Origin of the sequence: Blastococcus sp. CCUG 61487, from assembly GCF_005222955.1 — a bacterium.
GTDB lineage: Bacteria > Actinomycetota > Actinomycetes > Mycobacteriales > Geodermatophilaceae > Blastococcus.
In genome coordinates, this window is sequence record NZ_LWUA01000232.1 from 1 (window position 1) to 21,995 (window position 21,995).

The following is a 21,995-nucleotide window of genomic DNA, read 5'->3' on the forward strand; positions in this document are numbered from 1 at the left end:
GTTAGGAGACACGCCCTAGTCGACCTGGAATGCGACCTCGGCCAGGGCTACCACTGGTCACCGCCGCTGCCCGCCGACCAGCTGCCCGGTTGGCTGGCGAGCCGCAACCCACCCAACCGAACTTTGCTCACATGGCAGTGAGTCATGACTCGATCGACTCGTGGTTTCGGGCGCGTATTGCCATGTGGGACGCCGGTCCATGGCCGCGCGTCTACCTATTCGTCCCAGGGATTGACGAGTGCGACTCCGAGGTGCAGCGAGCAGATGGTGCTCGAGCCATCAACCCAGCACCTCGCTCTGGGCCGTATCCCGCCGCTCCAGTCGGGCGATGCCGATCTCGATCTCCATGACGGTGATGACGCTGATCGACAGCTCGTGGGTAGACTGCCGCTGCGCCCAGGCGCGAACCGTCGGCGCGGCGCGTGCGGAGGCAACTTCAGCCGTCCCAGCGCCCTCGGCCTGGCGCGCGCTGGCGACAGCATGCGCGACCGAACCCGCATCACCGCACTCGTGGCCCACGTCGTCGGTCCGCCATGAGCGAAGCGGCCTTCGTCGGCGTTCCGCCGTTGTGCGAGGTGACCTGTACTTCTTCACGTCATCGGGGCCGTGGCGTGACGTCCGACCCGGGAAATTCACGCCTGCCACTACGCGAGCAGCGGCCCTTCAGACGAGGTCGGCCAGAAGTGTTGCGCCGGGCAGCAGGGAGCGGTCCGACGGTCCGACGGTCCACGCGTGCCAGGTGGTCGCGAGCAGGTCCAGCGCCGCCAGCTGATTCTCCAGGCGGTACAGCTCGCGGTCGACGTCGGCGACCGTGATCGGGTCGTTCCCGCGCCGCCAGCCGTGGCCGAGCAGTAAGAACACCTCGCCGGCCAGATCGCCGGTCGTCAGCGGTCCCGCGCGGCGATCAGGACCACCGCGCGCTCGGCGACCATCGTCGAGAACCCTCGCGGCGGGAACCCGGTCCGCAGCCGGCGGACCGTCTCGACCTCGTCGCCGGCGGCCTTGGTCGGGCGGAGCACGCCGCGGCTCAGCCGCAGCAGGCCGACGTGGCGGAGGATGTCGTGCAGCGCGGCAAGCGGGAGCAGGTCCTCCTCGATCGACGCCGGCCGGCCCAGCGGATACCAGTCCGGACGATGCTGCTGGACAGCGCGCACGACGACGCGCGGCAGTCGCCCGCCCGGGGTGAGCTTGACGCCGTCGGCCAGTAGGCCGAGCAGCAGCCGGACGCTCTCCGGGACCTCGCCCACCGCGTTCCGCACCCGCTGGTCGGTCTCCTGCCGGTCGAATGCGTGCAGCCGGGCGCCGACCCACTCGCGCATCGCCTGGTGCTCGGGGTGTCGGCGATCTGCCAGTGCGTCGAGCAGCTCGGCATAGCCATGCGGGCCGCCGCAGTCCTCCGGCGGGCAGGTGCCCGCGCCGTCGACGCAGCCCGGGGCGTCGCCGCCGGGGCCGAGCACCTCGACGTCGTGGGTCCACCCGTCACCGAAGTCGTAGAGGTAGTCGAAGCGCGGGGGAAGCGGGACAGCTGCACGCCCTGCTCCTCGGTGTCACTTCCGTCCCCAGCCCTCGCTCGCGTTCGAGTAGACGGCCGAGTCGGTGCGGTACTGGTGCAGGTGCGAGTCGGTCCAGCCCAGGGCGACCTGCAGCACATTGTGCAGTTCGTCGAGGGTGATCGACGCCGGAACGTCGATCACCCGCTGCACCGTCGGTTCGACCTCGCGCAGGGTCACCCGCAGCCGGGTGGTCCTCACCGCGCGCCGCCCGGGTCCGGTACACCGCAGCACTTCTTGTACTTGCGTCCGGAGTGGTCCCGCACCAGCAGTGGTCGTTGCGGTCGGGCGGCCGGGTAATCACTCGCGACGGGTCGATGCACAGGTCGGCGGCGTATCGGGCGCGCAGATCCGCCGGATCGCCGTCCTCGCGGTTCTCCTTACGCCAGGACGTGAACTCCGTCCACCGGACCGGCGCGATGCGGATCGCGGTCATTCCGACGTCCGACGCCTCACGCAGCCGCCTCTCCATCCGGCGGCAGTAGATCGCGTGGTCGACGACGCCGCCGCCGTTGGCTTGAGTGGCGGGGCCGTCGGCGATGTCGGGCCAGCGCTCCTCCAGGTGCGGGTACTCGTCGGCGGGCAGCCACGCCCAGGCCGCCGGTACGTGCCGCGCGTGACCGCTGGCGATCGGAGCAGGGCTTGGCGTCGGCGACGGTCGGTGCGAAGGCGGACGCGCCACCGGCCGCGGCTCGGCGGTCTGGAGCCGGTCCGGCTCCCGACCCAGCGCGGCCAGGCTGTCTGCCCGCAGACCCCGCAGCTGACCGACCAGCCGCTCCGGGTCCCCAGTGCGCAGCGCCAACTCCAAGCCCTTCGTCAGCCACGCCAGCGCGATCTGGTGCTCGCCGATCGCCCCGTACTCCAGCCCGGCGTTGTTGTAGAGCCACACGTCGTCCGGGGTGTCGCGGGCGACCTCGTCCCAGATCGCCGCAGCCTCCGCCAGCCGCCCGTGGCGGGTCAGGATCTCCGCCCGCCGGCAGCGCGGATCCGGCTCGCTCCGGTAGCCCTGTTCGGCCAGCACGTCGGCGTGCCGCAGCGCGTCCTCCACCCGACCCAGCCGGTCGTAGGCCCCGGCGAGCTCGTCGTGCAGCTCCAGCGCGTCGAGGTACCCACCGGCGGCCGGGTCGGCCTCGCAGACCGCGAGCGCCCGCTCCAGCACCCGCGCGTACGTCTCCGGCGGGCCGGCCACCGCCTCCCTGAGCTCGCGGTAGACACGGTCCGCCTCGTCCACATGCACGGCGCCATCATCGCGGATCCGGCGTCGCGAACAGAGCCCGACCTCCGTCCACACCCCCGGCAACGCTCATCAACAATTCTCGACAGCGATGGCCGACGGGCTTCCGAAAATGGCTCAGGGAACCTTCCGAAAGCCCTGCAAGAACGACGGCACGCATGCTACCTTCGGAGGTAGTTCGGGCCCCGCTTCGCGGGGCCCATCGGCGTTTTCAGGGGTGGACTTGTTGGGCATTATTGGGTGGCGTTGGGAATGCATGGTGGGATGAAGGTCTACGCCGGTTCGCCGGCCGCGGCCCGGCAGTACCTGGAGGTCGGCTGCGGCCGGGCCGATGACTACTATCTGGCCGAGGGAACCGGGTTCGCCCGCCGCTTCACCGCCACCGAGGGAGGCGTGCGGGAGTTGCCGCCGCTAACCGGCGACACCTACGAAACCTGGGTCGCCGGCCGCGACCCGGACACAGGCCAGCCGCGGGGACAGTTGCGCGACGACGCGCACGCGGTGCGGTTCGTGGAGGTGGTGGTCAACGGCCCGAAAACCTGGTCGCTGGCCGCCGCACTGCATCCGGACATCGCCGCCGCGTACGAGGCGGCGCAGGACCGCGCAGCCGGGCAGATCATCGGCTGGCTGGCCGAGCACGCCACCACCCGGGTCGGCCCGCGGGGCGGGCAGGTGCAGGTGCCGCTGGAGGTGGCCGAGGCGGTGACGGTGCGGCACTACACCTCCCGCGCGCAGGACCCGCACCGGCATCTGCACCTGCAGATCAACGCCCGGGTGTTCGCCGCCGGGAAATGGCGGGGCCTGCACACCGTCGGCGTCCGGGATTCCCTGAATGCGATCAACGGGCTCGGGCACGCCGCGATGGCCTGTGATCCGGAATTGAACGCCGCGTTCGCGAGGCATGGCTACACCAAGGACACCACCGGAGAAATCCGAGAACTGTCGGAGTATGTCGGCCCGTTCAGCGCGCGGCACGCGCAGATCGCCAGGAATGTGGACCGCTACGAAGCCGAATGGACCGCGGCGCACCCCGGCGAACGCCCCGGCCCGGTGCTGCGCCGCGCGTGGGACGCCCGGGCGTGGGCCGACGGGCGCCCGGACAAGGTCACCCCGCAGCCCGGAACGAGGCTGGAGGAACGCTGGCAGGCCGAGTTCGACGCCCTCGGCTACCGGCCCCGCGACTGCCCCGTCGCACTGCGCCCGACGCCGATCGGCGCCCTGGATCGACCGGCGGCGGTGGGCCGGGTGCTCGCGAGGCTGGCCGCCGGCCGCTCGGCGTGGAACGCCGCGGACATCCGCGGGGAGGTCGAGCGGCTGATCGCCGCCGCCGGAATCGTCACCGACGCGGCGGTGCGCATCGAGCTGGCCGAGGACCTCACCGCCCGCGCCCTGGACCGGTGTGTGCCGCTGCTGCCGCGGGACGGGGTGCCCGAGCACATCCGGGCCTGGACCTCCCGACCGGTGCTCGCGGTCGAGGCCGACCTCACCGCCCGGCTGGCCTTCCGCGCCACTGAGCGCCCGGCCGGTGCCCCTGGCCCCGACCTGACACCACCGGTCGACATCGCCGTGGGCGGCACGCGGCTGGATCTCGGCCAGGCTGCGGCGGTGGCCGCGCTCGCCGGCCAGCGGGCCCTGGTCGTGATCGAGGGCGCGGCCGGCGCCGGCAAGACCACCACCCTGGCCGCCGCCAGGACTCTGCTCGCCGAGCACCGGCGCCGGCTGGTGGTCGTCACCCCGACGCTGAAGGCGGCCCAGGTCGTCGCCGCGGAGGTCGGTGCGGTCGCCGGGTCGGCGGCCCGGCTGGCCTTCGAGTACGGCTGGCGCTGGAACGACGACGGCGCCTGGACCCGCCTCCGTATCGGGGACGTCTGCCCCACCACAGGAAGTTTCTACGCCGGCCCACGGGAGGGGGCGCGGCTGCGTCCGAGGGATCTGCTCGTCGTGGACGAGGCGGGCATGCTGGACCAGGACACCGCCCGGGCCCTCCTGACGGTCGCCGACGAGTGCCGGGTGCACCTCGCCCTGCTCGGTGACCGGCATCAGCTGCCGGCGGTCGGTCGCGGTGGCGTCCTGGACCTCGCCGCGGCTCAGGTGGACCCGACCGAGCACCTGACCCTGGTCGGGGTGCACCGCTTCACCCGCACCGACGGCGGGGTGACGGTCCCTGACACCGAGTACGCCGAGCTGACCCTGGCGATGCGCGCCGGGGAGAACCCCGGGACGGTGTTCGACGCGCTGCTGGCCCGCGGGCAGATCCGGCTGCACACCGACCCCGGAGCGCTGCGGGAGGCGCTGGCCGCCGTCGCGGCCGACGGTTACGCCGCGGGGGTGCGTGTGGCCGTGGTGGTCGCCACCCGGGAGCAGGCCGCCGCCCTCAACGCCGCCATCCGGGACCGCCTGGTCACCGATGGCCGGGTCGACGACCGGCGCGTGGTTGTCACCGGGGCGGGGGAGCGGATCGGCGTCGGCGACCGGATCGCCACCCGCCGCAACGACCGCGACCTGCAGGTCGCCAACCGCGACGTGTGGACGGTCACCGCCGTCGACGCCGACGGCGGGCTGCTCGTCACCCCCGCCGGCACCCCGCATGTCACCCCCGCCGGCGGCGTGCCCGCCGCTGTCACCCCCGCCGTCACCCCGGCCGGGACAGGGGCGCGGGTGCTGCCCGCCCACTACGTCACCGCGCACGTGGAACTGGCCTACGCCACCACCGCGCACGGCACCCAGGGCGACACCGTGACCGCCGCGCACCTGCTGGTCGGCGAGGACACCGGCGCGGCCGCGGCCTACGTCGGGATGACCCGGGGCAGGGAGGCCAACACCGCCCACCTCGTGGCGACCGACTCGGCCGATGCGCGGGAGCAGTGGCTCGCGGTCTTCGCCCGCGACCGCGCCGACCTCGGCCCGGCGCACGCCGCCCGGCTGGCCGCCGCCGAGGCCGCCCGCTACGCCCAGCAGCGTCCGCTGGAGCAGGCGCTCGCCGACCTGCACTCAGCGTGGACGGTCGAGCAGCGCTGCCTGGCTCGGCTCGCCTCCGACCTGCCGCGCCGGGACGCGCTGCGCGAGATCGTCGCGCTCGAGTCCGCCCACGCCGATCGGGCAGCCGCGCTGACCGAGGCCTATCGGCAGGCGGGAATCGACGCGCGCCACGCGACGGCGCGGGCCGATGCCAGCGGCGTGGCCGTCATCGCCGAGACCGACCGGATCCGCGACACGCTGCTCGGCAGATGGGACACCGGCCGTGACGCCGCCCGCGACGCCGCGCAGGTCGTGCTCGACGGTCCCGGCCGTCTCCGGCTTCGGCGTGGGGCGGTGCACCGGGCCGCCGAGCAGCTGGTCGACTGGGCCGCGGCCTGGCGCCCCTACCTGCCGGCCATGCCCACCGACCCGCAGCAGATCGCGCGCCTGGCCGACCGGGCCGACGACGGACCCCGGCTATGGACTGCCTTCGACTCCTACGCCCGCCACCACGCCGAACACGCCCACCCCGAGCACGCCCAGGTGCTTGCGGCCGCAGCCACCGCCCAGGAGGCCCACCGGCACGCCGGGACCGCGGTGGCCGACACCCGCCGTCAGCACGAGGACCGGCTCGCCCGCTTCGGACCCCTCGCCTGGACCCTCGACCCGGCGGAGCAACTGTCCGACGCCGACCGGGACATCGCCGCCACCTACACCGAACTGGCCGCCATCCGAGCTCGCATCGCGCGACTGACGGCCGAGCCAGCTCTCCTCACCCAGCCAGCCGACCGCCTCGCCCACGAGCGGGACACCTGGCGCGCACACCAGGACGCAGACCCGACCCCACACCGATCGGCCGCCACGGTGCTGACCTCCCCCGAACCGGGCGTCAGCCTCCCGCGCCCCGAGGACCTCGCAGCGCTCACCCGGCGCACCGCCGCTGGTCCAGGCATCGGGCGATGAGGCCCGCGGGTGGCGCCCCGCCAGCCACGCGGAGGCAGCTCTGCGCCCGACAGCCGGAGCGGAAGCCGGACAGCAAGGCTGCGCCCGGAGGGGCAGCGTCCGGGCTCGCTGGCCAGCCTGCGCCGCTCGGCGATGCTGATCCGGGGGAATACGGAAGCCGTGTCTCGGGAGGTAAAAGACTGGGACGCACGCGATCTTGGTCCGCAGCCAGTCCGCAACTAGTCCGCAGAATGGCCAGTCCCGGCACTCACCAGCTAGCGACTACAGACGCCAAAAGTCCAGCTCAACGACACTTACCGTCAACGTCCGTCCGTGGTCAATCGGCCGGGAGTAGTTCTGGGTCAACGAGCCCGGCCGGGTCTTCGTCGCCCGGCGCGGCCGGTCGGAACTGACGACGACGATCCTCGGGCCCGGCGAGCTGGCCGACCTGGTCGAGCGGATGCTGCGCACCTCGGGTCGACGGATCGACATGTCGACCCCGTTCGTCGACGCGACGATGCCGGACGGGTCTCGCCTCCACGTCGTGATCCCGGACATCACCCGGCGGCACATGGCGGTGAACATCCGGAAGTTCGTCCTGCAGGCGCACTCGCTCGACGAGCTGATCGCGCTCGGCACGATCACGGTGCAGGCGGCCCGGTTCCTGGAGGCGGCGATCGCGGCGGGCCTCAACGTCCTCGTCTCCGGCGGGACGCAGGCCGGCAAGACCACGCTGCTCAACTGCCTCTGCGCCGCGATCCCGGCGCAGGAGCGGGTGATCACCTGCGAAGAAGTGTTCGAGTTGCGGGTGCCGTTGCCCGACGTCGTCGCGATGCAGACCCGCCAGCCCAACCTCGAGGGCGCCGGGGAGATCCCGCTGCGCCGGCTGGTCAAGGAGGCGCTGCGGATGCGGCCCTCGCGGATCGTCGTCGGCGAGGTGCGGCAGGAGGAGTGCCTCGACCTCCTCATTGCCCTCAACTCGGGCCTCCCGGGCATGTGCACCCTGCACGCCAACAGCGCGCGCGAGGCCGTGGTCAAGATGTGCACGCTGCCGCTGCTGGCCGGGGAGAACATCGGGACGGCGTTCGTCGTCCCGACCGTGGCCGCCAGCATCGACCTGGTCGTGCACGTCGGCACCGACCCGTCGGGCCAGCGCCGGGTCCGGGAGATCGTGGCGCTGCCCGGGCGGGCCGAGGGCGGCGTGATCGAGACCGCCGACGTGTTCACCACCCGCGACGGCCGGCTCGTCCGGGCCGACGGCTACCCACCGCACCCCGACCGGTTCGCCGCCCGCGGCTTCGACCTCGCCGGCCTGCTGGCATGACCGAGTCCGGCGCGCTGATCGGTTTCCTGCTCGGGTTGGGCCTGCTGCTGATCTGGCGCAGTGGGACGCGGGCACCCGCGCCGTCGGCGAAGCGACCCGGCCGGCAGCAGCAGCTGCTGGCCGCGGCCGGGCTGACGGGGATCAACTCCGCCCAGCTGCTGGCGCTGCAGATCGGGCTCGGACTGCTGGTGACCGTCGTCGTGCTGCTGACCACGAGCACCGTGACCGTGAGCCTGGCCTTCGGCCTGTTCGGCTTCGTGATCCCGCACGTGCAGGTGCGCCGGCTGGCCGACAAGCGGCGGGCCGACCTGCGCGAGGTCTGGCCGGAGGTGGTCGACAACCTCTCGTCGGCCGTGCGAGCCGGGATGTCGCTGCCCGAGGCGCTGTCGGCGCTGAGCACGCGCGGACCGGAGGTGCTGCGGCCGCCTTTCGCGCGGTTCGCTGCTGACTACCGCTCCAGCGGGCGGTTCGGCGCCGGGCTCGACCGGCTGAAGGCCGACCTCGCCGACCCGGTGGGCGACCGGATCGTCGAGACGCTGCGGGTGGCGCGCGAGGTGGGCGGCACGGACCTGGGCCGGGTGCTGCGCACGCTGGCGACCTTCCTGCGAGAGGACGCGCGGGCGCGGGCGGAGCTGGAGACGCGGCAGGGCTGGGTGGTCTCGGCGGCCCGGCTGGCCGTCGCCGCGCCTTGGGTGGTGCTGCTCCTGCTCGCCACCCAGTCGACGACGCTGTCGGCCTACGACACCCCGATGGGCACGGTGATCCTCGTCGGTGGGGGTGCGGTCTGCCTGGCCGCCTACCGGCTGATGCTGCGGATCGGGCGGCTGCCCCAGGACGTGCGGGTGCTGCAGTGAGTGAGCATCGCAGCGAGGAAAGAGCGAGGAGCGGAGCGAACTGGCCGCGGAGCGGTGAGGTGGCATCGTGAGCCCCTCGCTGACCGGGATGCTGCTGGGGCTGGTGGCGGCCGGCGGCCTGATCCTCGCGGTGCGGTACGCGCCCCCGTTCCGGGCGGTCCGGCTGGTCGACCGGCTGGCGCCCTACGTGCACGACACCCCGCCGCCGTCGCGACTGCTGGGCACCGCCACCGAGCCGGGGCTGCTCGTCGCGGTGCGGCGGGTGTTCGGACCGGTGATCGGGGACGGCGCCCGGCTGGTCGACCGGTTCCTCGGCGGCCGGGCCGCCGTGCGCCGCCGGCTCGACGCGCTCGGCGGGGAGATGACCGTCGAGGACTTCCGCATCGAGCAGGTGGTGTGGGGCGGGCTCGGCCTGCTGGGCAGCCTCGTCGTCGTCGGCGTCGGGACGGTGGCCGCGGGCAGCCTCAACGTGCTCAGCGCCGGGCTGGTGTGCGTGGCCGGGCTGCTCGGTGGGGTGCTGGGCCGCGACTGGTGGCTGACCCAGCAGGTGAACCAGCGCGAGGAGCTGCTCCTCGCGGAGTTCCCGGTGATCGCGGAACTGCTGGCGCTGGCGGTGACGGCGGGGGAGAGCCCCACCGCGGCGATCGCCCGGGTGACCCGGCTGTCCGGTGGCGAGCTGGCCCGGGAGCTCGGCAACGCGCTGGGCAGGGCGCGCGCCGGTGTGCCGCTGACCGAGGCGCTGCAGCAGGTCGCCGACCGCACGTCGCTGGACCCGCTCGCCCGGTTCATCGACGGTCTGCTCGTGGCGATCGAGCGCGGCACCCCGCTGGCGGAGGTGCTGCGCGCCCAGGCCGCCGACGTCCGGGAGGCCGGCAAGCGCCGGCTGCTCGAGGCCGGCGGCCGCAAGGAGATCGCCATGATGGTGCCGGTCGTCTTCCTGGTGCTGCCGGTCACCGTTCTCTTCGCCCTGTTCCCGGGGCTGATCAGCATCGTCTCGCTGGCGCGATGAGCCGGCGGACACGGAGGAAGGACGCACCATGCGCCCGTTCGCACACCTGACGGCGGCTCTCGCTGCCCTGGCCGCCCGGTACCGGGCCGACGATCCGGAGCGGGGCGACGTCCCGGGCTGGGTCATGATCACCGTGATGACGGCGGCGCTCGTGCTCGCCATCCTCATCCCGTTCCGGACGGCGATCGTCGACGCGGTGACCAACGCGCTCACCTCCGTCACCGGTGCGGGCTGACGGCCGGCCTCCTCGGCGCTGCGTAGTTGATCATCGTCTGCGGGTTCGCGGCATCGGCGTGTCTCACCGCGTCCCGAGCCCGCAGACGATGATCAACACGCCGGGTCGGTGCTCGGGCGAGCGCACTTCGGATGCGGCCTCGGAGCGCGGGAGCGCCGTCGTCGACTTTGTGCTGGTCTCGATGCTGATCGTCGCGCTGCTGCTGGCGGTCCTGCAGGTGGCCGTCTACGCGCACGTGCGCAACGTCGTGGTGGCCAGCGCGCAGGAGGGCGCCCGGTTCGCGGCCAACGCCGACGTCGACTCGGCGTCCGGGGCGGCGCGCACGCTGGACATCGTCGGCCGGGCGACCACCCAGCGGACGGCGGAGGGGCTGGCGTGCACGTCGGGGGAGGAGATCGACCCGAGCGGGCTCACCGTGGTCGTCGTCGACTGCTCCGGCTCGGTGCCCTCGCTGCTGGCGGCGCTGGGGAACCTGCTGCCGCTAGAGGCATCCGGGCGCGCGGTGAAGGAGGGCGCGTGAGGTGGCGGCGGGCCCGGCTCGGGCAGATCGAGGGGGAGCGCGGCTCCGCGCTGGTGGAGTTCGTGTTCATCGCGCTGGTCGTGTTCGTGCCGCTGGTCTACATCGTCGCCGGGTTCTCGGCGGTGCAGCGCGGGGTATTCGCCTCGACCGCGGCGGCGCGGGAGGCCGGCCGGGCGCTCGGCACCGCGCCGGACCTGGCGACCGGCGAGCAGCGGGCCTGGCGGGCCGTGGAGCTCGCGGTGGGCGACCAGGCGGTGGAGGCGACCGACGTGCGCCTGGAGTACGCGCCGCGGGGTGCGGACTGCGATGCGGCCGGCACGTACCTGCCGACGTTGACGCCGGGAGAGGAGTTCTCCGTCTGCGTGACCGTGACCGTGCGCATCCCGATGCTGCCGGAGTTCATCGAGTCGAACACCGCGACCGGCCAGTTCGTCGTCGAGCGCGACCGCTACGTCGACGGCTGATGCCGCGCGACGGCGCGGGTTCCGCGTCGCCGCGCGGAGGAGGACGATCGGCAGCCCGCTCCGATCGACCCGGGAGTGCGCCATGCCCGAAGCTCAGTCGCGGGATCTGGCCGTTCCGGATCCGCGACGGTGCGGACTGCTACCTCGTCGAAGACGGCAAGATCCGCATGCAGACGATCCACTACACGGTGGAGGACCCGGACGGTCGCGTGCTGATCCGGGCGGACGGCACGCGCCCGTCGTGAGCGGGGCGGAACCGGCGGCGGCGCCGCGGGCGGCTGGGAGACTCGGGGCATGGCGGTTCGCGACGCGCAGACGATCGACACCATCGCCCGGTCGCCGGAGGGCGTGCTCACCCTCGAGCTGACCGAGGACCGCGCCTACACCCCCCTCAGCACCTCGGTCCTCGCCGCGGAACTGCGGTCGAAGCTCAACGCGTACATCTACGCGCTGAAGACGAGCCAGATCGCCGAGCGCGTCGGGAAGGAGCCGGTCGTCGTCATCCTGCACACGGTCAGCGAGCCGCCGCAGGAGATCCTCGACGTGCTCCGCGCCGCCGGCCACGTGCTCTCCGGAGAGAGCGTCTCCGTCGACTGGCGGCTGGTCGAGGACGCGCCCGACCGCGACCGGACCGCGGTGCTGCGCGAGATCGCCGTCGGCCTCACCCAGGCCGTCCCCGACACCTGGACGCACCTGCGCTACACCGCCACCTGCGTCGGCGACCGCCGCCAGGACGCGCTCGTCGCGGAGACCCCGGACGGCCGCGTCGACCTCCAGGGCGCCCCCGATCCCGTGCGCGCGGCGGTCGAGGAGCTCAAGCAGCTGATGTGGACCCCGGAGCGCGGCACCTGGCTCGAACTCGACTTCACCATCGACCGCGCCGCCGGCCGGCTCGTCCCCGGCTTCAACTACAACCTCGAGCCGAGCGGCCGGCCGCTGCCCCCCGAGGTCTACGCCGAGGAGCTGCGCCGGTTCCCGCGCCCGGCCGAGTCGCAGCCCGCCTGGCTGGCCGAACGGGTCGCCGCAACCGGCTGACCACCGGGCACTGCCGTCCGCGGGCAGGTCATGACAGGCTCCGGCGCATGCGGCTCAGCGAGATCACCACGCCCGCTCTCGTCGTCGACAGGGCGGCGCTCGACAGCAACCTGGCCGCGATGGCCGACGTGTGGCCGGGGCGCCGGCTCCGCCCGCACGTCAAGGCGCACAAGACCAGCGAGCTGGCCCGCCGGCAGGCCGAGCTCGGGCACACCGGCTTCACCTGCGCCACCGTCCGCGAGATGGAGGTGATGGCCGCGGCGGGTCTCGGCGAGGACCTGCTGCTGGCCAACGAGGTGCTCGACATGCGCCGGCTGGGCGCGCTGGTCGACGGCGGCGCCGGGGTCACGGTCGCCGTCGACTCCGACGCCGTACTGCAGGCCGCCATCGACGGCGGCGTCCGCGAGGTGCTCGTCGACGTCAACGTCGGCCTGCCGCGCTGCGGCTGCGACCCCGAGGACGCCGGACGGCTGGCCGACGCCGCCCGCGCCGCCGGCCTCGAGGTGCGCGGCGTCATGGGCTACGAGGGCCACCTCATGCTCGTGGCCGATCCCGACGAGCGCCGGCAGAAGACCGCGGAGTCGATGGACCTCCTGGTCAAGGCGCACGCCGACGTCGGCGGCGAGATCCTCTCCGGCGGCGGCACCGGCACGTGGCGCACCAACGCCGTCGTCACCGAACTGCAGGCCGGCTCCTACGCGCTCATGGACACCGCGTATGCCGGCCAGGACGACGTCCCCTTCGCGCAGGCACTGACCGTGCTGGCCACCGTCGTCTCGGTGAACCGCAAGGGCTGGGCCGTGGCCGACGCCGGGCTCAAGGCGTTCGGCATGGACCACGGCAACCCGACCCTGCCCGGCGCCTCGATCTGGTACTGCTCGGACGAGCACACCGTCTTCTCCGCCGACGAGGGCAGCGAGCTGCCCGCCGTCGGCGACCGGGTGCGCCTGGTCCCCGCGCACATCGACCCGACCGTCTCCCAGCACGAGCGGATGTGGCTGGTCGACGGCGACGAGGTCGTCGACTGCTGGCCGGTCGACATGCGCGGCTGGTGACGTTCCCGCGGGAACGTCGACGGCGTTCCACCGCCGCCATCGGTCGCCTAGGTTCGGCTGCACGGCATCGAAGCAGGGACGGGAGGACCGCCATGGAGCGCACCGGAGCCCGGGAGCAAGGCGCCTTCGTCGGCGAGTGACCAGCTCGCCGGGCGCCTTCTCCGGGAGGCACACGTGTCCCAGCGCTACCGGATCGGCGACCCCGATCCCCGTCCGAACCGCACCGACGCCACGCCCTGCTGCGACGCGACGGACCCCAACGACTGGGGTTTCATCTGCACGCTCGAGCCCGACCACGACGGCGACCACGTCGCCGGCACCGGGGTCAGCGTGGCGGAGGTGTGGCCGCAGCAGTAGCGGGCCGGTAGCCCACCGCCGGCGTTCCCGCGGGAACGCCGGCGGACCGGCCGCAGGCAGGTTCGGGTGGACGGACGACCCCGTCGAGCGACAGACTCCGGGCCACCAGCACCGGACGACGACGTCTCGAGGTCGGCATGCCCTACCCGTTCGACCGTGAGGGCATCGACCTGGGCGCGGACGGCATCCGCCGCTACCGCGACCTGCCGCAGAACCTGACCCAGCTGCTCCGCACGGCGGTCGACAGCCGGCCCGACGGCGAGGCGCTGGTCGAGCTCGGCGGCGAGCGGGTCACCTACCGCCAGCTGTGGGACCGTGCCGCCCGCGTCGCCGGTGGCCTGCGTGCGGCAGGGGTCCAGCCGGGCGATCGGGTGGCCAACCGGCTGCCCAACGGCAGCGACTGGGTGTACGCCTTCTGGGGCACGCTGCTCGCCGGCGCCGTCGTCGTCCCGGTCAACACCCGCTTCGCCGAGCCCGAGGTCCGGTACGTCGTCGAGGACTCCGGCGCCGCCTACGTCGTCGAGCCGGGCGCGCCACTCCCGGACGGCGACCCGCTGGAGACCACCGACCAGCAGCACACCGACCTGGCCGGGATCTTCTACACGAGCGGGACGACCGGCTTCCCCAAGGGTGCGATGACCACCCACGAGAACTTCCTGTCCAACATCGAGACCTGCCTGCGCTGCCTGCGGCTGCCCCGCGAGCCGCGCAGCACGCTGATCTCGGTCCCACTGTTCCACGTCACCGGCTGCAACTCGCAGCTGCTCGTCGTCACCGCGCTCGCCGGCACCTCGGTGATCATGCCGGCCTTCGAGGTGCAGGCCTTCCTCCACGCGATCCAGGACGAGCGGATCGACGTCCTCACCACCGTGCCGGCCATCTACTGGCTGGCCCTCCAGCAGCCGAACTTCGGCGACATCGACACCTCCTCGGTCATCTCGCTCAGCTACGGCGGGGCACCGATCGCGCCGGACCTGGTGCACCGCATCCAGCAGGCGTTCCCCACCGCCCGCGTCGGCAACGGCTTCGGGCTCACCGAGACCTCGTCGGTCTCGACCTATCTGCCGCACGAGGACGCCGCCGAGCACGCCGACTCCGTCGGGTACCCCGCGCCGGTGGTGGACGTCCGGCTGGACGACCCCGACCCGGAGACCGGGGTGGGGGAGCTGCTCATCCGCGGCCCGCACGTCGTCGCCGGTTACTGGCGCAAGCCCGAGCAGACGGCGGAGACGTTCGTCGACGGCTGGCTGCACAGCGGCGACCTGGCCCGCATCGACGACGACGGCCGGGTCTACGTCGTCGACCGCATGAAGGACATGATCAATCGCGGCGGCGAGAACGTGTACTGCGTCGAGGTGGAGAACGCCCTCGCCGAGCACCCGGACGTGGGCGAGGTCGCCGTGGTCGGCGTCGCGGACTCGATGATGGGCGAGAAGGTGGGCGCCGTCGTCGTGCCGCTGCCCGGCCGCTCGCTCGAGGCCGCCGACCTCGTCTCGTTCGCCCGCACGCGCCTGGCCGACTTCAAGGTCCCGCAGTACGTCGTCGTCCGGTCCGAGCCGCTGCCCCGCAACCCCGGGGGCAAGGTCCTCAAGCCCACCCTGCGCGAGGGCACCGACTGGCAGCCGCAGTCCTGACACCCCGCCGCCCACCAACCGAAGGGAAACCATGCCCACCGTCGAGACCGTCCGTGGCCCGATCGACACCGCCGACATGGGGCAGACCCTCATGCACGAGCACGTGTTCGTCCTCTCCACCGAGCACGTGCAGAACTTCGGCGAGGGCGGGTGGTGGGACGAGGACGAGCGCGTGGCGGACGCCGTCCAGAAGCTGAACGACCTCAAGGCGCTCGGCATCGACACGATCGTCGACCCGACCGTGTGGGGGCTGGGCCGCTACATCCCGCGGGTGCAGCGGGTCGCCGAGCAGACCGACCTGAACATCATCGTCGCGACCGGGCTGTACACCTACGACGAGATCCCGCACCAGTACGAGCACCGCGGCCCGGGCCTGCTCCTCGACCTGCCGCGCGACCCGATGGTCGACGACTTCACCCGCGACATCCGTGACGGCATCGCCGGCACGGGGGTCAAGGCGGCCTTCCTCAAGTGCGTGGTGGAGGCCAAGGGCCTGACCCCCGGCGTCGAGCGGACCCTGCGCGCCTGCGCCGCCACCCACCGCGCGACGGGTGCGCCGATCACGGTGCACACGTCGGTGGCCAACCAGGCCGGGCGGATGGTGCTGCAGGTGTTCCGCGACGAGGGCGTCGACCTCACCAAGGTGGTCATCGGGCACGCCGGCGACAGCAACGACCTCGACTACCTGAGCGAGCTGGCCGACGCCGGCTGCCTGCTCGGGATGGACCGCTTCGGGCTGGACATCTACAACCCGACGGCCTCGCGGGTGGACACGATCGTCGCCCTCGCCGAGCGCGGCTACGCCGACCGGATGGTGCTGGCGCACGACGCGAGCTGCTACATCGACTACTTCCCCGGGGTGGAGGCGCAGGCCGCCAAGGAGCAGATCGCGCCGAACTGGAACTTCACCCACATCAGCAAGGACGTGCTGCCCATGCTGCGGGAGAAGGGCGTCACCGAGGAGCAGCTCCGGCAGATGCTGGTCGACACGCCTCGGCGCTACTTCGAGTGATCAACGCCAGCTGGATCGGGGTCGCGGTCGGACGGATCGAGGGGAGACTGCGGCTCCTAGCCCACGGCGGAAGAGGTCAGTGGTAGCCAGGCGACGTACGTGACTGGGATAGGACGTGCCACCCGCATCCTGGCCCCACTCAGTCTCGAAACGGGTCATAGTGGGCGCCATCACAATGGTCCGACTGGCGGGGGCTCCTCCACATGGCCGCACGATTCAACGCGCCACCGAACTGGCCAGCACCCCCTCCCGGATGGACGCCTCCACCCGGTTGGCAGCCGGACCCGAACTGGGGCCCGCCTCCTGAGGGATGGCAGCTCTGGGGCGACGAGCCTCCGCCACATCCCGCTTACGAGCTGCCTCACCAGGCGTCGTCCGGGCAGTCGTCCAAGCCTTGGTACGCGCGATGGTGGGCGATCGCCGGCGCTGCGGTCGTCGCTCTCGCCGTCGTTGCCGGTCTCGTCGGTGGCGAGGACACGGAGACACGGGAGCTCGGTGCGGCCGGAGTGGCGGAAACACAGGAACGGACAGAGTCCGAGCGGTCGCCGTGGACGCCCCGAGCGACCCCCTCGACGACGCCCCCTAGCCCTACGGCCAGCCCGAGTCCCACCGCTACGGCGCCTCCGAGCACTCCGCAATCAAGTCGCACGAGTGCGCCGTCACCGCCACCGCCACCACCCCCTCCGCCGCCTCCGCCCCCACCTCCGCCGGCCGGGACGATCGGACAGCAGAACGCGCTGAGGACCGCGCAGGACTACCTCAAGTACTCGGCCTTCTCGCGGTCGGGTCTGATCGGACAGTTGAACTTCGAGGGCTACTCGACCGAAGACGCCACCTGGGCCGTTGACAGGCTGAACGTCAACTGGAACGAGCAGGCAGCCGAGAGCGCTCGGGACTATCTGAACTACATGGCGTTCTCGCGTTCCGGACTCATCGATCAGTTGGTGTTCGAGGGCTTCACCCGCGAACAGGCCGAATACGGCGCGACCGCGGCGGGGTACTGACCCTCGCGGCCACGCGGGCACCACTCCCGCGTTCCCGCGGGAACGTCAGGTGAGGACGACGAGGCGCTGGGTCACCCGCGTCATCGCGACGTAGCGGTCCACCGCGCCCTCGATGCCCGCACCCCACGACTCCGGCGAGACCAGCACGACCAGGTCGAACTCGAGCCCCTTCGCCAGCACCGGCGTCAGGGAGCGCACCCGCTCGGTGCCCGCGAACGTCGGGTCACCGATCACGCAGGCGACCCCCTCGGGGTGCTCGGCGAGCCAGGTGTCGAGCACCGATGGCAGCTCGGCCGCCGACCCGTGCTGCACGGGCACGCCGCTCGACCTGATCGACGTCGGCACGTTGGCGTCCGGCAGGACCGCCCGGATCACCGGCTCGGCCTCCGCCATCACCTCCGCCGGCGTCCGGTAGTTGATCGTCAGCGACGCCAGCCGCGGCTCGCGCACGCCCACCCGCGTGAGCCGCTCCTGCCACGACTCGGGAAACCCGTGCCGCGCCTGCGCCCGGTCGCCGACGATCGTGAAGCTCCCCGACGGGCAGCGGAGCAGCAGCATCTGCCACTCCGCATCGGTCAGCTCCTGCGCCTCGTCGACCACCACGTGCGCGAACGGGCCGGCGAGCGGGTCGCGCTCGGCGGTGGGCAGCGCCTCCTCGTCGACCAGCGCGTCGCGCAGGTCGCCGTGCCGCAGCGAGGTCATCAGCAGCAGCTCCGAGTCGTCGCCCTGGATGAGCTCGTCGATGACACCGGCCATGCGCTCCCGCTCCCGGGCCGTGACGGCGGCCTGCGCCCGCCGCCGGCGCTCCACCCCCGGATCGCCCAGCCGCTGCCGGGCGGCGTCCAGCCACGGCAGGTCCTCCACCGTCCACGCGGTGGCGTCGGGACGCTGGAGCGCCCGCACCTCGTCGGAGGTGAGCCACGGCGCGCAGCGGCGCAGGTAGGCGGGCACCGACCACAGGTCGCCGACGACGTCGGACGGCGCCAGCAGCGGCCACGCCCGCTCGAGGGCCGCCCGCAGCTCCCGGTGCCGGCCCAGCACCTCGCGCAGCTCGTCGGGGGAGACGTCGGCGTCTGCGCGGTCGACCAGGATCGCCAGCAGTTCCTCCCACAGCCGCTCGCGGGCCTCGTTGTGCGGAGTTCCCGGGTCGGGTGCCTGGAACGCCTCCGCCCAGTCGTCCGGGCTCAGCCGCAGGTCGGTCCACGGGGTCTCGACGACGAACGCCCGCGATGGCGGCTCCTCGTGGAACCGCACCGCCGCCTCGATCGCCTCGCCCACCCGCGCGGTCGCCTTCAGCCGCGCCACCTCACCCGAGGCCTCCTCCGGGGCGGCTGCCCCCTCGGGCACCAGGTCGCGCAGCGTCGCCGTCCGGACGCCCTCCTCGCCGAGGCTCGGGAGCACGTCGGAGACGTAGGCCAGGTACGGCTCGTGCGGACCGACGAACAACACGCCGCCGCGGTCGTGCCCCACCCGCGGATCGGCGTGCAGCAGGTAGGCGGTGCGGTGCAGCGCGACAACGGTCTTCCCCGTGCCGGGCCCGCCGTCGACGACGAGTGCGCCGGCCGAGTCGGCCCGGATGATCGCGTCCTGGTCGGCCTGGATGGTGGCCAGCACGTCGCGCATCCGCGGCGAGCGGGTGCTCCCGAGCGAGGCGATGAACGCCGACTGGTCGTCCAGCGCCGCGTGCCCCTCCAGCCCGTCGGGGGTGAACACCTCGTCCCAGTAGTCGGTGATCCGGCCGCGGGTCCAGCGGTACCGGCGGCGGCTGACCAGGCCCATGGGGTGCGCGTGGGTCGCGGCGAAGAACGGCTCCGCCGCCGGCGAGCGCCAGTCGACCAGCAACCGGCGGCCGGTGCCGTCGGTCAGGCCGAGCCGGCCGACGTACACCGGCTCGTCTTCGTCGGCGGCCACGATGCGCCCGAGGCAGAGGTCGAGCCCGAAGCGGCGCAGCGTACGTAGTCGGGCGGTGAGCCGGTGGATCTCGAGGTCGCGGTCCAGGGCCGCCTGGCCGGCGCCTCCGGGCGCCCGTCGCTCGGCGTCCAGGCGCGCCGAGAGCTCGGCGATCGACTGCTGGAGGCTCTCGGCCATGACGGCGAAGTGCTGCTCGTCGGCTGCGATCAGCGCCGGATCGGCCTTCGCGGCGAGTGCGGGAGGGAGGTCGAACGTGCTGGCGGTCAGGTGCTCCACGGCATCAGCTCCGATCTGAGGTCCGCGACCCTAGATCGAAAAAAATGGCCTCATGAAGGCCGCCGAGAGCTGCTACACAGAGAGTGGCGGGCACGCGCTCAGGGCGTGTAGATGCTCTCCAGCTCGGTGACCACGCCGCCCTCGACCCGGATCCGGCTGTACCCGGCGAGGTCCGGCTCCTCCGACACCCAGTACGTGCCGGCCAGCTCCGCGACGTCCCGGACCGACACCTCCCGCATGGTGACCAGGTCCAGGTAGCTGAGCGACGCAGAGTCGGACACCCGGGCGAGGACCACCCGGCCGTCGTCGTTGCGGGCGTAGTACTCGGTGCACCAGGCCGACGGGTTCACCTGCACGCCGTCCTGCCGGCAGGCGGCCAGCGCCTCCTCGCCCTCGAACCACTCCACCAGGTCGACGGTCAGCTCGTCGTCGCCCACCGAGTGCAGCATCCCCACGTGCACGCCGTCGGCCAGCCGTGCGGGGGCCACCGGCAGCGCGCCGGGCGCCTCGGTGAGCGACGTGACGACGAACCGGACGCCGTTCCAGGAGTAGGTCACGACGCCCCAGTGCCCGGGGCAGCAGTACGGGTCGTCCCCGGCGATCGTCTCGCCGCTGAGGATCACCGTGCTCCCGTCGGTGGTGACCGTCGCGCGGGGGTGGAACAGGTCGTCCCCGAGGACGCCGAGCAGCCGGGGCGTCTTGGCGGTGGGATCGAAGACGACGACGTGGTCGGGGCGGGTCGAGGTCGGGCCGGGGCAGGTCACCTGCACGAGCACCTCGGCGACGCCGTCGCCGGTGACGTCGGCGGTGGTGGTCTGCACGGTCTCGGCGTCCCACGCCTCGGCCGGCAGCCCGTCGGCGATCCACTCGTCACGGGGGTAGCAGTCGAGGACCCCGTAGGTGAGGCCCTTCCAGTCCGTCGTCCCGGCCGAGGAGCCGGGCTCGCCTGCGGACCCGGCGACGGCCGGCACCGCCGCCTGCGTCGTCGACTTGTCCGGCAGCGGCGGCTGCCCGTCGGCGTCGCACCCCGCGGCGAGCAGGGCACCGGAGAACGCCAGGACGACGAAGGCACGCAGGCGACGGCCGTGCCGGAGGAGGGTCACGCAGTCCCATCGGTCCGCCGGACCGGCGCGTTGACGGCGTCTCACCCGTCCGGGGGAGTCACCCGTTCCGACGACCGTCGGCACTCGACCCGTCGCTGTCGGTGAGCAGATCGGCACGTCGGTCACCCGGTCGGGTGACGGCGCCAGGGAGTCCGTGCCCCGTTCGAGCCGCGCTCCTACCTTGCGGTGGTGCGCAGCGGTGTCGTCGGCCTGGCTGTCGCGGCGGTGCTCGCCGCGGCGTTGACCGGCTGCGGTGGCGACGACGACAGGGCAATCCCGGACGACGCCGCCCTGCCCGCCTACCTCGCGCCGTCCGGCGCACCCGACTTCTGCACCGACCTGGCCGCGTCCCGCGAGCTGGGCGACCTGCCCACCTCGATGGGCACGCTGACGACAGGTCCGGACGTCGTCGCCCGCACCCAGGTGAGCCGCGCCGTGCAGGAAATGCGGAACGTGCTGGCCGAGGTGCGGTCCGAGGGCGGGCAGGAGCAGCTGGCCGCGGCGCTGGAGGAGCTCGTGGCCGCGCTCCGGTCGGTGCTCGACGGCGAGCTCACCGATCCGGTCCGCGCAGCGGTGAGCGACGGCCTCCGCCGGGTCGGCGAGCAGGCCCAACCGACCTGCGGGTTCCCGACATGAGGCGCTGGGCCGTCGCGCCGGCCGCGGTCGTCGTGCTCCTCCCGGCGCTCGCGGGAACGCCGGCCGGCGCCGCTCCGGCGGAGGCGGTGGACCTGTGCGTCTCCGACGAGACCCGGGGTCAGGTTCCCGAGGACTTCCTGCTGCACGCCTGCGTCGACGGCGCCGGGATCGTGCTGCACAACGACAGGTCCCGGCCGGTCGTGGTCCGGGCGAGCGGCTACGTCGGCGCACCGGTGGGCCTGCGCGAGGAGAACAGCGTGATCGCCGCCGTCGTGCGGATGACGGTTCCCGACGGCGCGGTGCTGCTGCCCGGGGAGGTCGGCCGGTGGCCGATCGGGGCCGGTGACGCCGTCCTGACGGTCGCGCCGATGCCGGTCGTCGGGGCGACGGAGATCGCGACGGAGCTGGGCGAGGTGCTCGAGCGGCCGGCGTCCGCCCCGGCTCTGCGGCAGTCGGTCGCCGCCCTGATCGCCGACGTCTCCGCCGTCCTCGGGCAGCGGACCGCGTGCGAGCAGGGGCGCAACTTTCTGGGGACGACGGCGTGCGACGTGGATGCCGCCGCGGCCGTCGGCTCGGCCACCGTCGCCCGGCTGGACCCGGTGACCGCCCACGACCTGCTCCCCGTGGTGCTCGACCCGGAGAACTGGGACGAGTGGACCGCGGTCGAACCCGACTGGCCGGAGGACGCCGACGCGACGCTGCGGCAGCAGGCGCTGGCTCCGGCACCCGCTCCGGTCGCGGTCGCCGTCGCGCATCGCGAGTCTCCTCCGCCGGCCGCCGGGCCGGACCCGCGCTCGTCGGCGATGCAGGTGACGGCTCCGTCGCCGGCCCCCGCACCAGCGCCGCCCCCGGCTCCCGCCGCACCGGCACAGGCGGCTGCAG

Annotated in this window: 20 protein-coding genes and 2 pseudogenes; 16 read left to right on the forward strand and 6 right to left on the reverse strand. The window is 73.2% G+C overall.

From position 1 onward, the window contains the following. Window positions 1-279: 279 nt before the first annotated feature. The 4 genes from A6V29_RS12495 to A6V29_RS22210 form a co-directional block, all read right to left on the reverse strand. The gene (locus tag A6V29_RS12495) at window positions 280-519 is read right to left on the reverse strand and encodes a PIN domain-containing protein (RefSeq protein WP_137160601.1); all 240 of its coding nucleotides are present in this window, start codon (window positions 517-519) and stop codon (window positions 280-282) included. 144 nt (window positions 520-663) lie between these two features. Next, complete coding sequence (locus A6V29_RS21315; RefSeq protein ID WP_212719338.1) at window positions 664-861, reverse strand: hypothetical protein; 198 nt, start codon at window positions 859-861, stop codon at window positions 664-666. A 23-nt stretch (window positions 862-884) separates the two neighbouring features. Further along, window positions 885-1,457, reverse strand: a complete 573-nt coding sequence (locus A6V29_RS22205; protein ID WP_502700090.1) for a plasmid pRiA4b ORF-3 family protein — start codon at window positions 1,455-1,457, stop codon at window positions 885-887. A 22-nt stretch (window positions 1,458-1,479) separates the two neighbouring features. Beyond that, complete coding sequence (locus A6V29_RS22210; protein ID WP_502700091.1) at window positions 1,480-2,787, reverse strand: hypothetical protein; 1,308 nt, start codon at window positions 2,785-2,787, stop codon at window positions 1,480-1,482. A 261-nt stretch (window positions 2,788-3,048) separates the two neighbouring features. On the opposite strand from A6V29_RS22210, the gene mobF reads away from it, so the two are divergent. The 14 genes and pseudogenes from mobF (at window position 3,049) to A6V29_RS21955 (ending at window position 17,187) form a co-directional block, all read left to right on the forward strand. After that, window positions 3,049-6,705, forward strand: a complete 3,657-nt coding sequence (gene mobF, locus A6V29_RS12505; protein WP_137160602.1) for a MobF family relaxase — start codon at window positions 3,049-3,051, stop codon at window positions 6,703-6,705. A gap of 355 nt (window positions 6,706-7,060) precedes the next feature. After that, window positions 7,061-8,008: pseudogene (locus A6V29_RS12510) on the forward strand (TadA family conjugal transfer-associated ATPase); the annotation flags it as partial. Then, window positions 8,005-8,862, forward strand: a complete 858-nt coding sequence (locus A6V29_RS12515; RefSeq protein WP_137160603.1) for a type II secretion system F family protein — start codon at window positions 8,005-8,007, stop codon at window positions 8,860-8,862. The pseudogene A6V29_RS12510 and the gene A6V29_RS12515, both read left to right, overlap by 4 nt. 67 nt (window positions 8,863-8,929) lie before the next feature. Beyond that, window positions 8,930-9,871, forward strand: coding sequence for a type II secretion system F family protein (locus A6V29_RS12520; protein WP_137160604.1), 942 nt, complete (start codon window positions 8,930-8,932; stop codon window positions 9,869-9,871). A gap of 28 nt (window positions 9,872-9,899) precedes the next feature. Then, entirely contained in the window at window positions 9,900-10,106 is a 207-nt protein-coding gene (locus A6V29_RS12525) for a hypothetical protein (protein ID WP_137160605.1), read from the forward strand. Window positions 10,107-10,194: 88 nt separating this feature from the next. Continuing rightward, window positions 10,195-10,626 (forward strand): TadE/TadG family type IV pilus assembly protein, encoded by a 432-nt coding sequence (locus A6V29_RS12530; RefSeq protein WP_137160606.1) that lies wholly within the window; start codon window positions 10,195-10,197, stop codon window positions 10,624-10,626. Further along, on the forward strand, window positions 10,623-11,090 hold the full coding sequence (locus tag A6V29_RS12535; protein WP_137160607.1) for a hypothetical protein: 468 nt from the start codon (window positions 10,623-10,625) through the stop codon (window positions 11,088-11,090). The genes A6V29_RS12530 and A6V29_RS12535 overlap by 4 nt, the downstream gene beginning before the upstream one ends. Beyond that, window positions 11,090-11,335 carry a hypothetical protein gene (locus tag A6V29_RS12540; protein ID WP_137160608.1) on the forward strand — a complete coding sequence of 82 codons (246 nt, stop codon included), beginning with the start codon at window positions 11,090-11,092 and terminating at the stop codon, window positions 11,333-11,335. The genes A6V29_RS12535 and A6V29_RS12540 overlap by 1 nt, the downstream gene beginning before the upstream one ends. 49 nt (window positions 11,336-11,384) lie before the next feature. Further along, entirely contained in the window at window positions 11,385-12,125 is a 741-nt protein-coding gene (locus A6V29_RS12545; RefSeq protein WP_137160609.1) for a DUF6572 domain-containing protein, read from the forward strand. A 47-nt stretch (window positions 12,126-12,172) separates the two neighbouring features. Further along, window positions 12,173-13,180 (forward strand): alanine racemase, encoded by a 1,008-nt coding sequence (locus A6V29_RS12550; RefSeq protein WP_137160610.1) that lies wholly within the window; start codon window positions 12,173-12,175, stop codon window positions 13,178-13,180. Between the two features lie 174 nt (window positions 13,181-13,354). Further along, window positions 13,355-13,537, forward strand: a complete 183-nt coding sequence (locus A6V29_RS12555) for a hypothetical protein (protein ID WP_137160611.1) — start codon at window positions 13,355-13,357, stop codon at window positions 13,535-13,537. 137 nt (window positions 13,538-13,674) lie between these two features. Continuing rightward, entirely contained in the window at window positions 13,675-15,171 is a 1,497-nt protein-coding gene (locus A6V29_RS12560; protein WP_137160612.1) for a class I adenylate-forming enzyme family protein, read from the forward strand. Between the two features lie 31 nt (window positions 15,172-15,202). After that, entirely contained in the window at window positions 15,203-16,183 is a 981-nt protein-coding gene (locus A6V29_RS12565) for a phosphotriesterase family protein (protein WP_137160613.1), read from the forward strand. A 203-nt stretch (window positions 16,184-16,386) separates the two neighbouring features. Continuing rightward, window positions 16,387-17,187, forward strand: coding sequence for an Ltp family lipoprotein (locus A6V29_RS21955; protein WP_212719343.1), 801 nt, complete (start codon window positions 16,387-16,389; stop codon window positions 17,185-17,187). A 45-nt stretch (window positions 17,188-17,232) separates the two neighbouring features. Here the strand turns inward: A6V29_RS21955 and helR are convergent, their stop codons facing one another. Together helR and A6V29_RS12580 are read right to left on the reverse strand one after the other, a co-directional pair. Further along, window positions 17,233-19,374, reverse strand: a complete 2,142-nt coding sequence (gene helR, locus A6V29_RS12575; RefSeq protein ID WP_137160614.1) for an RNA polymerase recycling motor ATPase HelR — start codon at window positions 19,372-19,374, stop codon at window positions 17,233-17,235. A gap of 98 nt (window positions 19,375-19,472) precedes the next feature. Continuing rightward, window positions 19,473-20,477 carry a hypothetical protein gene (locus A6V29_RS12580; protein ID WP_137160615.1) on the reverse strand — a complete coding sequence of 335 codons (1,005 nt, stop codon included), beginning with the start codon at window positions 20,475-20,477 and terminating at the stop codon, window positions 19,473-19,475. 189 nt (window positions 20,478-20,666) lie between these two features. Here A6V29_RS12580 and A6V29_RS12585 point away from each other — a divergent pair, with 189 nt between their 5' ends. Beyond that, window positions 20,667-21,113 carry a hypothetical protein gene (locus tag A6V29_RS12585; protein ID WP_137160616.1) on the forward strand — a complete coding sequence of 149 codons (447 nt, stop codon included), beginning with the start codon at window positions 20,667-20,669 and terminating at the stop codon, window positions 21,111-21,113. Then, window positions 21,110-21,995: pseudogene (locus tag A6V29_RS12590) on the forward strand (hypothetical protein); the annotation flags it as partial. The gene A6V29_RS12585 and the pseudogene A6V29_RS12590, both read left to right, overlap by 4 nt.